This is a genomic window from Chromobacterium sp. FG22 (assembly GCF_057809415.1).
The window spans coordinates 181558-195523 of the sequence record NZ_JBMDJX010000002.1; the positions used below are offsets into that span (position 1 = coordinate 181558).

Sequence of the window (13966 nt, forward strand, 5' to 3'; positions counted from 1 at the left end):
CATGAAAAATGCCCGGCTAAAGCCGGGCATGATCTTGTCTGGAACAGCGAACTTACTCCTGTTCCACTTGGAATTATTCCAGCAAGCCTTCCGCCTTCAAGGCCTGCTGCACGAAGGGCAGCGCCGCCACGCGTTTCTGGAAATCGATCAGCGCCGGGAAATCGCCCAGCGAGCGCTGGACGAACTGCGCCCAGTTCAGGCAGGTGAACAGATAGGCGTCGGCCACGCTGAAGCGTTCGCCCAGCAGATAGGGCGTTTTCGCCAGCTGCTGTTCCACCAGTCCCAGGCGGCGGGTCAGCTTGTCCCAGGCCTGCTGCTTGAGCTCGTCGCTATTGGGATAGAACAGCGGCGAGAAGCCCTTGTGCACCTCGGTGGAGATATAGTTCAGCCACTCTTGCAGCCGGTAGCGCTCCAGCGTGCCGTTGGCCGGCGCCAACTGCTTGGCCGGCACCTGATCCGCCAGGTATTGCACGATGGCCACGCCCTCGGCCAGCAGTTCGCCGTTGTCCAGCTGCAAGGCCGGCACATAGCCGCGCGGATTGATGGTGGAGAAGTCCACCCCGCCCTCGGTCAGATGCGGCTGAACCTTGAGATTGACCTTCTCGGTGTCGAAGGGCAGACCGCTGGCGAACAACACGATATGCGGGGACAGCGAGCAGGCGCCGGGGGAAAAATACAGTTTCATCGCTTTTCTCCAGTTCAGAATGTCTCGGGACAAAACGCAGGATTGCGGAAAACCCGGACAGCCTGAGCCAAATCGATGACAGTTGCAACCCTGCCGCCGATAGGGCCGCAGCCTCGGCGGCTCAGCCCAGCAAGGAAACGATCCAGCCTGGATGGATGTTCCAGCCGGCAAAGCCCGCCAGCCAGAAAAACACGCCCAGCGCGCCAAAAGCCCAGGCGCACAAGAGCGGGATGAAATTGGCGGCCAGCGCCGCCACCGCGGCGCAGGCCACGGCGATGGACAGGCCGGCGTCGCTGACGTCGAACAGCTCATGGCGAGCGTTCAACTCCTCGAAGCCCCGCTCCTTGGCCTTGGCTTTCTGCTGCAAAGCCTGCGCCTCCGCCGCGTAGCGGGCGATATCGCCTTGAATCGCCGCTTGCTCCGGCCGCAAGGCCGCCGTCGCCGCCGGATTGGCCAGCGCCAGCAAACGCGCCTGGCGCAGGCTGCTTTCCGCCAGATGCTGTTTGATCTTCTTGGATTGGTATTCGGACCAGCCGTCCACGGCGTCCGCCTTCAAGAGCTGGCGCGCCTGCACGATATTGTCGTCCTTCAGCTTGCCCAGTCCCATGAACACCGACAGCAGCACCACGGTCAGCGCCACCAGGCTGTTCAAGTACTTCTTCTCCGCTTCCACACTGATTTCCAGTTCCATCTCACGCTCCCGGCTGACGATAGGGGGTTCCCATCGCCATAACGCAATACAGCGTCAAACCGTGGACAGGGACAATGGATCGTCAGGACGATTTTTTGGAAAACAGCCGCGGACGGGAGTCCGTTCCGGAACCGGCGGCCGCCTGCGGCCGGGTCTTCAGCGCCACGAACAAGTCTTCCACCTGCTGGCGCGCCCACGGGGTGCGGCGCAAGAAGGCCAGGCTGGATTTGACACTGGGATCGTGATTGAAGCAGCGGATCTGGATGCGCCGGCCCAGCTCCGGCCAGCCGTAGTGGCCGACCAGCTGGTTCAGCATCTGTTCCAGCGTGACGCCGTGGGTGGGGTTCTTGGCTTGCGATGCGTTCATGATCGTGTTTTCTGGCTTGGGCGGGCGCAGTGTACCTTGCGCCCGCCGCGCCGCAAAGCCATCCTCACGCGGCCGGCTTGGGCTTGCGTTGCCGCGGCGCGCGCTGGGGCGCGGGCTTGACGGGCGCCGGGGCCGGGGCGGGAGCGGCGTGCCGCTGCGCCAAGCCCATCGCCAGCGCCAGCCGGCCCAGTCGCTGTTGTTTTTCGCCGCTGATAGGCCCGGCCGCCTGCAACAACAGGATGGCCAATTCCAGCGAGAACTGGCGCTGCTCCTCGGTGGGCAGCAAATGCTCCAGCGTCGCCAGCGCGCGTTTTTCGTCGTTGCGCACCAGCCAGGTTTGCCGCCGCACCGCCTGCTTGAACTGCTCCAGCGTCAAATCCTCGCCCAGGGCGGTTTCCTGCATCACCCGGCGGATGGCGTTGAACGGCCTCACGTCCACCACGCCGTTGCCGATGGCGACATAGATCAGCAGCCGCAAAAAGCCGTCCACCGGCCCGCCCTCGGCGTAATGGGCTTCCAGCTCCTGGCGCTTGAGCCGCAGCATCTCGCTGCGCTCCCAGCTGCCGTCCGCCTTGCGCACTCCGTATTCGCGCTGCGGCTTCAAGCCGGTCAGCGCCGCGCTCCACGGCGATTCGAACAGGCTACGGAAACTCAGTTCCTGCCAGGCGTCGCGGCCGTCGCGCCAGCCGTCCAGCGCCGTCTCCATCAAGCGCGCGTAGCTTTGCTGCCATTGCCAGAAGGGATTGTCCTCCGCCGCCGGCCGCCGCTCGTCGCGCACTTGCTCCGCCCATTGCCTCAGCCCGGCCAGCCAGGGGTTGCGGCTGGAGAACCAGCGCCGCTCCAGGCGCGACGGGTGCATTTCGCGCCACCAGCGCGCGGTGTGCTCATTGCCGTACAAACGCAGCCAGGGCGAGACGAAGGTGTCGTACAACTGCTGGTTGACCTCGCCCACCCGACGCACCACTTCGAAAGCGGCCTCGCCCTGGCGGCCGTCGCCCAAGGCCAGGATGTCGTCGATGTCGCGCGGCTCGAAGCGGATCACATAGCGCCCTTGCAGATATTCCAGCCCGGCCATTTCCGGGTGGGTATCGGTGATGATGGCCTCGTACAGGCCGGGCGGCAGCACGTCGATCAGGTCCAGCGCGCTGGCCAGTTCGCTGTGCTCCTTGTTGGCCACGCCGGCGGACACGAAAATGCCCAGATGGCCCACCTGTTCGTGCAGGCAATAGACGATGGTCTGCTCATTGACGCGGATGTCCTCCACGCTGTGGTACAGATCCGCGATCCAGAACAAGGCCTGCTGCGGCGGCGTGATGTTGTCGCCCCAGGAGGCGAACACCACGATGGGCGAACGGATATTGCGCAAATCCACCGCCTGCCGCCCCTGCTCCAGCGTCACCTCGCCGTGGCTCAGCCGGTTGCCGACGAACAGGTTCTGCACAATCCACTCCATTTCCGCCTTGTTCAGCAGATAGTGGCCGCCCCACCAGCGTTCGAACTCCAGAAAGCGTTCGCGCTCGCTGTCCACCTTGGCGTACAGGGTGTAAGGCTTTTTCCAGTAGGTGTTGGCCGGGTCCAGCTGCTCGAAATTGCTGACCAGGTGGGCGCCGTCGAACTGGCCGTGGCCCAGGTCTCCGGCCAGGGAGGCCATCCAGGTGCCGCCGTAGAGGCCGCCGGAATAACGCATCGGATTCTTGCCGGCCACGCCGGCCCAGTAGGACAAGGGCGAACCGGCCAGCAGGATGGGGCCCACCAGCTCCGGCGCGGTGGCCGCCAGCATCGCCAAGGCCCAGCCGCCCTGGCAATTGCCGATGACAAAGGGCTTGCCGGAACTGTGCGGATGCAGTTGATTGACCTTTTGCAGAAAGATCTTCTCGGCCCGCCACACGCATTCAATCGTCTGCTTGGGCTCCGGCACCGGGAAGAACATCACGAAATAACAAGGATGGCCTTGGCGCAGCGCGATGCCGATCTCGCTGTCCATCTTGAAACCGCCTATGCCGGGACCGTGGCCGGCGCGCGGGTCTATCACCACGAAAGGCCGTTTGGCCGGGTCCGGTTTCGGGCAGCCGTCCGGCGGACGGATGGCCGACAAGGCGTAATTGACCGGCTGTTCCAGCTCGCGGCCGTCGACGATGATGTCGTAGTCGAACACCAGCACCGGCGGGTGGCCGGAGGCGGCGTGCTCCAGATAGGTGTCGCCGCGCTGGCGCAAAATATCGCAATACAGCACGGAACGCTGCCAGGCATCGATCCAATATTCCACCAAGGCGCCGTTCAAACCGCCCGCGCCCAGCGCGGAGAACCAAGGAAATGAAGAGTCAGGCAGGCTCATGCGAAAACGCTCCGGCGACGATAAGGGAATGCCGCAATTCACTCTAGTTCAAATCCCCGCGCCGGTCGGGAAAAAGCCCGTAGGCAAAACGCTTGCGGACGGGCTTTACATTTGGTAACAATTGACCCCGGCCAACTCATACTTAATTGACAGTCGCCATCCAGAATAATGGAGTGATCCTGCCGATGCCGTCCGCCCGCGTCGCAGCCATCAATGGAATGGCCCGCCTATGAAACCGCAGATACCCTTTATACTCGCCAGCCTCGTCGCCGGCGCCGCTCTGGCCGCGCCGCCGGAGCCCGCATGCCCGCCGATGGGCAACTTCGCTGGCCGGTCGTGGAAGATAGACCCGGCCAAGCGCGACGCCTTCATCGCCCAGCACCAGAAAGCGCTGCACGACAAGCTCAAGATACAGCCGACGCAGGAAGCCGCCTGGCTGGCCTTCGCCAGCGCCACCCGCCCCGGCCCGCCGCCGCCTTGCGAAAACGCGTCCACCGCGCCCGAGCGCATGGAGCAGCGCGTGCTGATGGCGCAGCGCCACCTGCTGAACCTGCAAAAGCGGCTGGAAGCGCTCAAATCCTTCTACGGCCAGCTCACGCCCGAGCAGCAAAAAATCATGGACCAGGACAGCCCGCCGCTGATGGGCGGCCGAGGCCAGGGGCCGATGCGCAAACTGCAGGCCGGCCAAGGCAACGAGCCCCACAACTAAGAAGCGGTTCAAAACCTCGCGAGCAAGATCGGGGCAAGACCTTGCGGCTGAAAAAGCGGAAGGCGCCCACAGCAGATGGGCAGGTCGCGTCTCACCAAGCGCAGCAGACTTTGAACAGACTCTAAGCATCGCTTAATCGCCTCGCCGGCAGGACAGAACCTTAAGCAGCCGGCCCCCGACGACATCCCTCCGCGCATTGTTGCAAACTGCTAAGCCGGCCGGCCCGGTTAACACTCGATAACAAGCCCCGCCCTAGCCGCAACACTTGCCAGACATCCGTGGTCAATACTGGCTGCATGATCAACCTCGGTAGGAGTCTTCAATCATGACCAAGCTGTTCAAGCCCATGCTGATCGCCACGCTGCTGGCCGCCGGCGTTGCCGGTTCCGCGCTGGCCGCCGGCGAGGCCCCGACGCAAAGCCCGATGCCGATGATGGAAAAAGGCCGCCACATGGACCCGGCCCAGCGCGAAGCCATGGCCGCGCGCCATCTGCAAGGGCTGCACGATCAACTGAAGCTGCAGGCGAACCAGGAAGCCGCCTGGAAAACCTTCGCCGCCTCGATGAAGCCGGGCGAACGGATGATGCCGCCCAAGCCCCAGGCCGGCGACACCGCGCCGCAGCGCATGGAGCGCATGCTGGACATGATGAAACAACATCAGGACGCGATGCAGAAGCGCCTGGACGCGCTGAAAACCTTCTACGCCCAACTGACGCCGGAGCAACAGAAGGTGATGGACCAATGGCACGGCCAGATGGGCCGCCGCATGAGTCCGATGGCCAAGCCGCAACCCAAGTAAGCGCCGCGCGCCGGCCCAAAAAAACGGCAGCCTCTGGCTGCCGTTTTTAGCATGTTGACTCCGCGCCCATCATTCAAGCGCGTCCAAACCACTTGTCGCCGAAGTTAACCAACAACACCCCGCCCACCACCAGCGCCGCGCCCAGCAGCCGAGGCGCGTTCACCTCGCGCAGCGGCATCGCCAACCAGCCGAAACGGTCGAACATCAGGGATACGCACACTTGGCCGGCGATCACCAGGGACAGCATGGCCGCCACGCCCAGCCGCGGCGCCAGCAAGGTGGTGCCGAACACGAACATCGCCCCCATCGCGCCGCCCAACAACATCCACCACTCTACCCGGCCCAATTGCGCCAGATCCTGCCATTTCTGACCGGTGGCGACGGCCAGGCCGGCCAGACACAGGCTGCCCACGGAGAACGACACCAGCGCCGCCAGCAGCGTGCTATTGCCCAGCACGCCCTTGAGCTGGTTGTTGATGGCGGCCTGCAGCGGCACCACGACGCCGATGAGGAAAGCGAATAAAGGATAAATGGGGTTCATGACAATCCAGTCGAATCAACGGAGGGTTTCACGTGAAACAGCGTTCACGCCGCGGTGTTGCGATGGAAAGCGATCTTCTGCGGATTGCGGGTATACGCGCAAAAGCCCGGCTTGGGGCCCACCTTGGGATGGTTGCGGCAGGTATTGGGCCGCCGCTCGTAGATAGTGCACAAACGGGTCTTCTGATCCAGGTGCATGCAATCGCCGTTGGCGCGCCGCGCCAGCGTGAACAGCTCGCGCTTGAAATTGAAATGCTGGATCAGCCGCTGCTTTTCCAGGCGCTTGGCGATGTTCTTGATCGGTTCTTCCAACTCGAACTCGTCCACCACGCCCATGCGCACCAGATCGGGCAGCCGCACTTCCACCGGCATGGAACAGCAGCTGCCCATGCAGTCCTCGCATAAACCGTTCTTGTATTTGACCCAGGTGTCCAGGCGCTCGATGTCGGCCACGTTTGATTCCCCGTGCTGCCGGCGTGGCCGGCGATCGTTTATTAAAGGATTGTTCCAAATAGGAAAAAAGGAAAGAGGCGCATTTTACGCGCCTCCCCGCCGCCGCAATCGGCGCGCCGGCCGTTTCAGACCGGCAATCCAGCACTCAAGACTGCGGACGCTGCTTGAAGAAGGTCAGGGGCGCGGTGTAGGGCACCTCGCTCGGCGGCGCCGCCTTCAGGATGTGCTTTTTCATCTTGCCCATCACATGCATCTCGCAGGGCCGGCATTCGAACTTCAGCGTATAGGTCTCGTTGCCGGACTTCAGCGTCATCGGATCGGCGCGCACCTGGCCCATCACGCCCTTCACGCCCTTGGCCTGCTTCGGACACAGATTGAAGGAGAAGCGCAGGCAGTGCTTGGTGATCATCAGGCTGACCTCGCCCTCTTCCTCGTGCGCTTCGTAGGCGGCGTCGATGAGCTCCACCCCGTGCTTGCGGTAGAACTGCCAGGCCAGGTTGTTGTAGACATTGGCCAGATAGCTCAGCGTCTTTTCCGGATACGGCGCCGGCGGCTCCAGCGCCGCCTTGCGCGGCTGGCGCGGCCAGGCCTGCAAGCGCGCGGCCTCCAGCCGGGCGATGGCGTCGCGGCGAAGCGCGTTGATCGCCGAGGCCGGCGCGAACCACGGCTGGGACAGTTGCAGCGTCACATCGTGGGCGACGAACATGGTGTTGCCCAGCTTGCCCAGATTGTCGCGCAGGCCGGCCAGCGCCTTGTCGGCGTCCTTGGCCGGCTCCAGCGCCAGCGGGCTACAGGCGGAGGCGCTGACGCCGTCCTCGTCGGTAACGCTCAGTTCCAGGCCTTCGGCGTTTTCGCTCAGCGTCATCCACACGCCCACCTTGCGTTCGGCGGACTTCTTCAGCAGCGCCAGTTCCCAGGCGTGGTCGCGGTTGCGGCTGATGTCCACGCCCGGCTTGAGGCCGGCCAGCACCGAAACGTCGTTGGGAAACACCCGCCACAACAGCTCGCCGTCCGCGGTCTTGCCCACTTGCTGCACGGTGTTGGCCTGCACGCCCACCACTTCGCGCTTCTTCATGAAGTTGATGCCGTCGCCGTTGCTCATGGTTTCGCCGGTGGCGATCTCCAGCCAGTCCGGGCCCACCTTGCTGACCACGCCCAGGCCGACGCCGACGAATTTGGGCGAATCGAAGGCGCCGATGTCGATCTTGCGGCCGGTGGCGAAGTAATCGGTGCCGCCGCGGTGGAAGGTCTTGTCCGGGTCAGGCGCGAAGAAGATCTCGCTGTCGCCGCTGGAGGCGCGCGCCAGCTCCGGCCGCCGCTCGATGATCTCGTCCAGCAGCAGCCGGTAATGGGCGGTGATGTTCTTCACATAGGACACGTCCTTGTAGCGGCCCTCGATCTTCAAGGAACGCACGCCGGCGTCCAGCAAGGCCTCCAGGTTGGCGCTCTGGTTGTTGTCCTTCATCGACAGCAAATGCTTGTCGAAAGCCACCACGCCGCCGTCCTTGTCGGTCAGCGTGTACGGCAGCCTACAGGCTTGCGAACAGTCGCCGCGGTTGGCGCTGCGGCCGTTGTCGGCGTGGCTGATATAGCACTGGCCGGAGAAGGCCACGCACAGCGCGCCGTGGATGAAGTATTCGATGGTGGCGTCGTCGCCCACCGCGTCGGCCGCCTTGCGGATTTGCGGAATGGTCAGCTCGCGGGCCAGCACCACTTGGGAGAAGCCGGCGTCGGACAGGAAACGCGCTTTTTCCGGCGTGCGGATGTCGCATTGGGTGGACGCGTGCAGCTGGATAGGCGGCAGGTCCAGTTCCAGGATGCCCATATCCTGGATGATCAGCGCGTCCACGCCGGCGTCGTACAACTGCCAGATCAGCTTGCGCGCCGGCTCCAGCTCGGCGTCGTGCAAGATGGTGTTGAGCGTGGCGAAGATGCGCGCGTGGTAGCGGTGGGCGAACGCGGTCAGGCCGGCGATGTCCTCCACGCTATTACAGGCGTTGTGGCGCGCGCCGAAGCTGGGCCCGCCGATGTACACCGCGTCGGCGCCGTGCAAGATGGCCTCGCGGCCGATTTCGGCGGTCTTGGCGGGCGATAGCAACTCGATCTGGTGCGACAACAGGCTCATGGCGTTTCCTGACATTTAGTATAGGTGGCCGCGTCGGGCGATGGCGGCCGCAAAGGGGCGGAATTATAACGGAATCATGGAGTTATAGGTAGAATTTTGCAGCAGCGGCTTTTAAGTTAAACCCCCAGGTTCACGGCCTTGCCATGCCGCCGTCACATGCCGCGACTACACCTCCAAATAGTCAAAATCGGTTTTATGCATGTAAAAACCAATTCGGAGAGCGTCATGTTCAACCGCCTGACCATCGCCCAGCGCCTAAGCGCGCTCGTCGCGGCCCTGCTGGCCATCACCATCCTGATCAGCCTGTTTGGCCAACATGCGCAAAAAGGCATACTCGACGACTTCGCCACCACCTACAACGACCGGGTGGTCTGCCTGAAGCAGCTGAAAACCGTGGCCGACAGCTACGCGGTGGGCATTGTGGACGGCGCGCACAAGCTGCATGCCGGCGCCATCGACGCCGCCGGTTTTCTAGGCGGCATCGACGCCGCGCAGGCGGCGCTGAAAAAACAATGGGGCGATTACCGCGCCACCTATCTGACCGCCGAGGAAAAAACCCTGGCCGACCAGGCCGAGGCGGCGATGCGTCAGGCCGACGCCAGCGTGGCGCGGCTCAAAAGCCTGGCCCAGTCCGGGGACCGCGCCACGATGCAGCTCTTCCTGGACAAGGAAATGTACCCGGCCATCGATCCCATCGCCAACCGCATCGCCGCGCTGATCGACTTGCAGCTGCGGGTGGCGGCGGAAGAGTTCGCCAAGGCGCAGGAACGCGCCGCCGCCAGCCGCGCCGTCGCCATCGCGCTCTTGATCTGCGGCGTGGCGCTGGGCGCCGTGCTGTCGCTGATCATCATCCGCTCGCTGATGGCCGAGCTGGGCGGCGAGCCGCGCGACGTGGTGGCGCTGACCGAACGCATCGCCAACGGCGACCTCAGCCAAAGACTGCAGGTCAAGGCGGGCGATCAGCACAGCGTGATCGCCTCCATGGCGCGGATGCAGAGCGGCTTGATCCGCATGGTGCGCGCCATGCAGCAGATCATCAGCCAGCTGAGCGCCAACGCCACCGAGCTGGCGGCGGCGGCGGAGCAGGTGGCCGCCAGCGCGGAGGAACAGACTCGCGCCGCCTCGTCGATGTCGGCGTCGGTGGAACAGTTGTCGGTCAGCATCTGCTCGGTGGACGACAACACCACGGACGTGGCCACCGAATCCGTCTCCACCGGCGAACTGGCCACCCGCGGCGAATCCATCATCGACCAGACCCTGCACACCATAGAATCGGTGGCCGACATGGCGCGCGCCTCGCAAGACCAGGCCGACCTGATGAGCAGCCGCTCGCAGCAGATCGCCAACGTGATCCAGGTGATACGCGACGTGGCGGACCAGACCAATCTGCTGGCGCTGAACGCCGCCATTGAGGCCGCGCGCGCCGGCGAACAGGGCCGCGGCTTCGCCGTGGTGGCCGACGAAGTGCGCAAACTGTCCGAGCGCACCGCCCAATCCACCTCCGAAATCGGCGCCAGCATCCGCGAAATGCTGGATAGCAGCGCCCACGTGGTGCAGAACATCCACCACACCGTGGACCATATGGAAGTGGGGCTGCAACAGGCCAGCGACGCGCGCGCCGCCATCACCGGCATCAACGACAAGGTGGCCAGGGTCAAGCAATCGCTGAGCGCGATCTCGGTGTCCCTGCACGAACAGCAGGCCGCCGGCACCGGCATCGCCGCCAATGTGGAGAAAGTGGCGCAGATGTCCGAGGAAACCAGCGCCGCCGCCAGCCAGACCGCGGACTCCGCCAGCCAGATGGAACAGATGTCGCACGAGCTGCAATCCAGCATCAACTACTTCACCCTGCCTCAAGCCGGTCAAAGCCAGGGCGGCGAAACGCCGCTGCAGACCGGCCATTCGCTGGCGGCCGCCGGCTGAAGCGCCGCTTACCTCCTCTCCGCACTTGGCCTGGCGCTTGCCAGGCTTTTTTTTAGTCTGGCAATGGCCGGTGGCCTATGGGTCAGCCGGAGCCGGACTTGGCCTCAAGGTCATGCTGCATAGCAGCAATGTCGACAAGCGAACATTCTCCGCGCCCACACACGCTATCGCGACTGAAAACGCATAGCCTCCACGGCCAATCATTCGTTGGCGCTCCAAATTTCGTTCGTAAAAACAAAAAGCAGATGCCTTTCATTCGCATTCAGCGTCCATCTGACGTCAAAGAACGGCTACTTCCAGCAAACCCATGTGCATGGCAGCATTGCAACAATATGACGAATTATTTTGCAATACCAATGAGATACCAATTGAGAACCAGTAAAAGACCAGATAGTTTTAGCGCAGGACATCCGCCAGAGGTGTCGCCACGTGATTGGAGTGACTGAAATGCCTAAGCCGACCAAGCTTGCCCTACTGCTGTTGACCGCCTTGCCCTGTGTCGTCATGGCGGCGGAAGACTCGATTCCGACCAACGACACCTCGCCCACCCAGGGCGCGCCGTCCACCTTCGAACCGGTGGACGTCTACGACTTGATCACCAAGTCCGAAACCACCGTCAGCGCCATCTATTACGGCCGCAACCGCCAGGCGGACTGGCCGGCCCCGCCCAACGGCAAGAACCGCGACGACATCACCGTCAACGCGCTCAACCTGGGCCTGAACTTCCGTTCCGGCTACGCCTGGAACAAGCTGGGCTTCGACGCCGCCGCCCACGCCGCCATCCGCCTGGACAGCGGCAAGGGCTGGTCGGAAGTGCTGAATCACGACGTCAACGACAGCTCCCAGCCCGGCGGCGTGGACAAGAGCGCCGTGGTCTTGAGCCAGGCGGCGCTGAAATTCCGCCAGCACGAGGACGGCCAGGGCTTCTCCGCCCGCGCCGGCTACACCCCGATAGGCATCGGCACCCTGGGCACCTCCGGCGGCCTGCAATCCCACGCCTACCGCGGCGTGGAAATGAAATACAAGTTCGGCGACTTCGAAGTGGGCTACGGCTGGGCCGACCAGTTCCGCAACGAATGGGACACCCGCTTCCGCGACATGAGCAACTCCTGGGAACAGGGCCGCAGCAACGGCAGCGCCGCCAAGCGCGTCGACTACGTCAACAGCCTGGGCTTCCGCTACGCGCCCAAGAACGGCTTCGTCGACGTCGGCGTAGGCGAAGGCAAGGACTACCGCCGCAACGCCCAGATCGCCGGCTCCTACTCCTGGCAGCTCAACGGCGACGACAAGCTGACCGCCACCGGCTACTACTTCACCGGCAAGTACCAGACCCAGCTCTCCGGCTTCCAGAACCCCAAGAACGAATACCACGCCAGCGGCAGCGTCAGCTACGCCACCAACGGCTGGACGCTGATGGGCGGCCTGGGCTACACCAAGGCCCCGGACTCCGGCGAACTGAACTTCCGCATGACGCCGTGGGGCAATAGCGACAACCGCAACTTCATCCAGACCTGGGGCCAGCTGGACGACTTCGTCTGGGACGGCACCACCGTCTACAAGCTGGGCGTCAACTACGACCTGGCCAAGGTGGGCGTGCCCGGCCTGACCGTGGGCCTGTCCGGCAACTACGCCACCGGAATGAAAAACCCGGGCAAGGCGGACACCAAGGCGCACGAAGTGGACTTCAGCATCGGCTACAGCGTGCAAAGCGGCATGTTCAAGGGCGCCAGCATCGGCGTCTACCCGGCCTGGCTGCGCACCGACGGCTTCTACGGCAAATCCGACCGCAACGACGTCAAGGTGATCGCTTCCTACAGCAAGACCTTCTGATCCGCGCGGCCGGCCGGGGCCCTTCCTCCCCCGTCCGGCCGCCGGCTCACTGGCATTGAACTGGTCTCGCTTTCATTGACACCACTTCAATGCCACAATGCGGAAAAACGCCAATCAAATGGCATAACAACACAGCAAGTCCGCCGTCAGACTGGCCGCCCGCCAGCGCCGGCCTCCAAGGAGAAACCATCATGAAACTCAACGCCTTCGCTCGCGCCGCCCTGCTCATCGCCGGCTGCGCCGTCGCCCTGCCGGCGCTGGCCGCCGACAAACCGGTGCTGGAAGTGTGGACCATGAGCTTGTCGCCCAAATTCGACGGCTACTTCAAGGATCTGGTCGGCAAATACAACGCCCAGAACCCCAATGTCGAAATCAAATGGACCGACTACCCCTGGGACGTGATCCAGTCCAAGTTCACCGCCGCCGTCGGCGCCGGCAAGCCGCCGGCCCTGGTCAACCTGAACGTGCCCTGGGCTTACGACTACAAGCAAAGCGGCCTGCTGCAGCCGCTGGACGGCGTAATCAACAAGGGCCAGTACGTGGACGGCGCGATCAAGGACGTGACCTTCGACGGCAAGGTCTACGCCTTCCCGCACTACAACGGCGCCAACGTCATCGCCTATAACGCCGAACTGTTCAAGAAAGCCGGCCTCAACCCGGCCAAGCCGCCCAAATCGCTGGACGAGCAGCTGGCTTACGCCAAAACCATCAAGGCCAAGACCGGCGTCGCCGGCTTCGCGCCGGCGCTGGGCCCCACCAAGATCGAAGGCTTTCTGATCCAGAACGGCCTGCCCCTGCTCAAGGACGGCAAACCGGTGTTCAACAGCCCGGCCCACGTGGCCATGCTGAAAAAACTGGGCGACGCCTACAAGTCCGGCGCGCTGCTGAAGGACAATCTGTTCGCCCAGGACAACTTCCAGGTCTCCATCGCCGCCTACAACAGCGGCCGCATGGCCATGCTGGTCACCACCCCGGCCTCGCTGACCCGGGTGCGCGACGAAGCGCCCAAGCTCTACCAGTCCACCCAGGTGGCTCCGGCGCCCATCGGCCCCACCGGCATCGCCGCCGGCGGCTGGATGTTCAACTTCGGCGTGGCGCGCAACGTCAACAAGGCGCTGTTGCCGGAAATAGGCAAGTTCGGCAACTACCTGACCAACGCCGACAACCAGCTCGCCTTCGCCAAACTGGCCGGCACCCTGCCCACCGCGCGCAAGGCGGCGCAGGACCCCTACTTCCAGAAAGTGGCCAATGACGCCGGCGCGGCGGAAAAAGCCGTAGGCGTGGCCGCCGCCAGCCTGGACAAGACCCGCACCATCTACCTGGCCGGCGTCAAGGATCCGGACGTGCTGTCCGCCCGCCTGGCCGCCGCGGTGGAAAAAGCCGTCACCGGCCGCCAGGACCCCAAGGCCGCGCTGGACGAGGCGGCGGCGTTCTGGAGCGGCAAGCTCTGAGAACGTGTTTACGATCTCGCGAGCGAAGACGAGACAAGGCGTTGCGGCTGAGAAAGCG

At 63.9% G+C, this 13966-nt stretch carries 12 protein-coding genes; 5 read left to right on the top strand and 7 right to left on the bottom strand.

Features of this window, described 5'->3' with window-relative positions; translation table 11 throughout:
* Positions 1 to 73 precede the first annotated feature (73 nt).
* The 4 genes from gstA to ACODSD_RS02955 all read right to left on the bottom strand — a co-directional run bounded on the left by gstA (position 74) and on the right by ACODSD_RS02955 (position 4078).
* Complete coding sequence (gstA, locus tag ACODSD_RS02940; RefSeq protein WP_227105874.1) at positions 74 to 685, bottom strand: glutathione transferase GstA; 612 nt, start codon at positions 683 to 685, stop codon at positions 74 to 76.
* Positions 686 to 806: 121 nt separating this feature from the next.
* Complete coding sequence (locus ACODSD_RS02945; RefSeq protein ID WP_488876745.1) at positions 807 to 1376, bottom strand: DUF4337 domain-containing protein; 570 nt, start codon at positions 1374 to 1376, stop codon at positions 807 to 809.
* A gap of 82 nt (positions 1377 to 1458) precedes the next feature.
* A complete protein-coding gene (locus tag ACODSD_RS02950; RefSeq protein ID WP_107801319.1) occupies positions 1459 to 1743 on the bottom strand; it encodes a VF530 family protein in 285 nt (94 codons plus the stop codon).
* Positions 1744 to 1807: 64 nt separating this feature from the next.
* Entirely contained in the window at positions 1808 to 4078 is a 2271-nt protein-coding gene (locus tag ACODSD_RS02955) for a TerB family tellurite resistance protein (RefSeq protein ID WP_107801320.1), read from the bottom strand.
* A gap of 229 nt (positions 4079 to 4307) precedes the next feature.
* Here ACODSD_RS02955 and ACODSD_RS02960 point away from each other — a divergent pair, with 229 nt between their 5' ends.
* Entirely contained in the window at positions 4308 to 4787 is a 480-nt protein-coding gene (locus ACODSD_RS02960) for a Spy/CpxP family protein refolding chaperone (RefSeq protein ID WP_488876746.1), read from the top strand.
* A 325-nt stretch (positions 4788 to 5112) separates the two neighbouring features.
* Positions 5113 to 5586 carry a Spy/CpxP family protein refolding chaperone gene (locus tag ACODSD_RS02965; protein WP_052051842.1) on the top strand — a complete coding sequence of 158 codons (474 nt, stop codon included), beginning with the start codon at positions 5113 to 5115 and terminating at the stop codon, positions 5584 to 5586.
* A 73-nt stretch (positions 5587 to 5659) separates the two neighbouring features.
* Here ACODSD_RS02965 and ACODSD_RS02970 read toward each other — a convergent pair whose 3' ends face one another.
* The 3 genes from ACODSD_RS02970 to ACODSD_RS02980 form a co-directional block, all read right to left on the bottom strand.
* Positions 5660 to 6127: a DMT family transporter gene (locus ACODSD_RS02970; protein ID WP_107801322.1), complete on the bottom strand. Its 468-nt coding sequence runs from the start codon at positions 6125 to 6127 to the stop codon at positions 5660 to 5662.
* A gap of 44 nt (positions 6128 to 6171) precedes the next feature.
* Positions 6172 to 6579: a YkgJ family cysteine cluster protein gene (locus tag ACODSD_RS02975; RefSeq protein WP_235085579.1), complete on the bottom strand. Its 408-nt coding sequence runs from the start codon at positions 6577 to 6579 to the stop codon at positions 6172 to 6174.
* 145 nt (positions 6580 to 6724) lie between these two features.
* Entirely contained in the window at positions 6725 to 8704 is a 1980-nt protein-coding gene (locus tag ACODSD_RS02980; RefSeq protein WP_474455093.1) for a peptidase U32 family protein, read from the bottom strand.
* A 225-nt stretch (positions 8705 to 8929) separates the two neighbouring features.
* Here ACODSD_RS02980 and ACODSD_RS02985 point away from each other — a divergent pair, with 225 nt between their 5' ends.
* The 3 genes from ACODSD_RS02985 to ACODSD_RS02995 all read left to right on the top strand — a co-directional run bounded on the left by ACODSD_RS02985 (position 8930) and on the right by ACODSD_RS02995 (position 13908).
* Positions 8930 to 10627 carry a methyl-accepting chemotaxis protein gene (locus ACODSD_RS02985; RefSeq protein ID WP_488876747.1) on the top strand — a complete coding sequence of 566 codons (1698 nt, stop codon included), beginning with the start codon at positions 8930 to 8932 and terminating at the stop codon, positions 10625 to 10627.
* 447 nt (positions 10628 to 11074) lie between these two features.
* Positions 11075 to 12457: an OprD family outer membrane porin gene (locus ACODSD_RS02990; RefSeq protein ID WP_488876748.1), complete on the top strand. Its 1383-nt coding sequence runs from the start codon at positions 11075 to 11077 to the stop codon at positions 12455 to 12457.
* A gap of 191 nt (positions 12458 to 12648) precedes the next feature.
* Positions 12649 to 13908, top strand: a complete 1260-nt coding sequence (locus tag ACODSD_RS02995) for an ABC transporter substrate-binding protein (RefSeq protein ID WP_227105885.1) — start codon at positions 12649 to 12651, stop codon at positions 13906 to 13908.
* Positions 13909 to 13966 lie beyond the last annotated feature (58 nt).

Excerpts from the sequence above, each read along its gene's own strand:
- gstA (WP_227105874.1), bottom strand. The coding sequence starts at position 685 with ATGAAACTGTATTTTTCCCCCGGCGCCTGCTCGCTGTCCCCGCATATC.
- ACODSD_RS02945 (WP_488876745.1), bottom strand. The coding sequence starts at position 1,376 with ATGGAACTGGAAATCAGTGTGGAAGCGGAGAAGAAGTACTTGAACAGC.
- ACODSD_RS02950 (WP_107801319.1), bottom strand. The coding sequence starts at position 1,743 with ATGAACGCATCGCAAGCCAAGAACCCCACCCACGGCGTCACGCTGGAA.
- ACODSD_RS02955 (WP_107801320.1), bottom strand. The coding sequence starts at position 4,078 with ATGAGCCTGCCTGACTCTTCATTTCCTTGGTTCTCCGCGCTGGGCGCG.
- ACODSD_RS02960 (WP_488876746.1), top strand. The coding sequence starts at position 4,308 with ATGAAACCGCAGATACCCTTTATACTCGCCAGCCTCGTCGCCGGCGCC.
- ACODSD_RS02965 (WP_052051842.1), top strand. The coding sequence starts at position 5,113 with ATGACCAAGCTGTTCAAGCCCATGCTGATCGCCACGCTGCTGGCCGCC.
- ACODSD_RS02970 (WP_107801322.1), bottom strand. The coding sequence starts at position 6,127 with ATGAACCCCATTTATCCTTTATTCGCTTTCCTCATCGGCGTCGTGGTG.
- ACODSD_RS02980 (WP_474455093.1), bottom strand. The coding sequence starts at position 8,704 with ATGAGCCTGTTGTCGCACCAGATCGAGTTGCTATCGCCCGCCAAGACC.
- ACODSD_RS02985 (WP_488876747.1), top strand. The coding sequence starts at position 8,930 with ATGTTCAACCGCCTGACCATCGCCCAGCGCCTAAGCGCGCTCGTCGCG.
- ACODSD_RS02990 (WP_488876748.1), top strand. The coding sequence starts at position 11,075 with ATGCCTAAGCCGACCAAGCTTGCCCTACTGCTGTTGACCGCCTTGCCC.
- ACODSD_RS02995 (WP_227105885.1), top strand. The coding sequence starts at position 12,649 with ATGAAACTCAACGCCTTCGCTCGCGCCGCCCTGCTCATCGCCGGCTGC.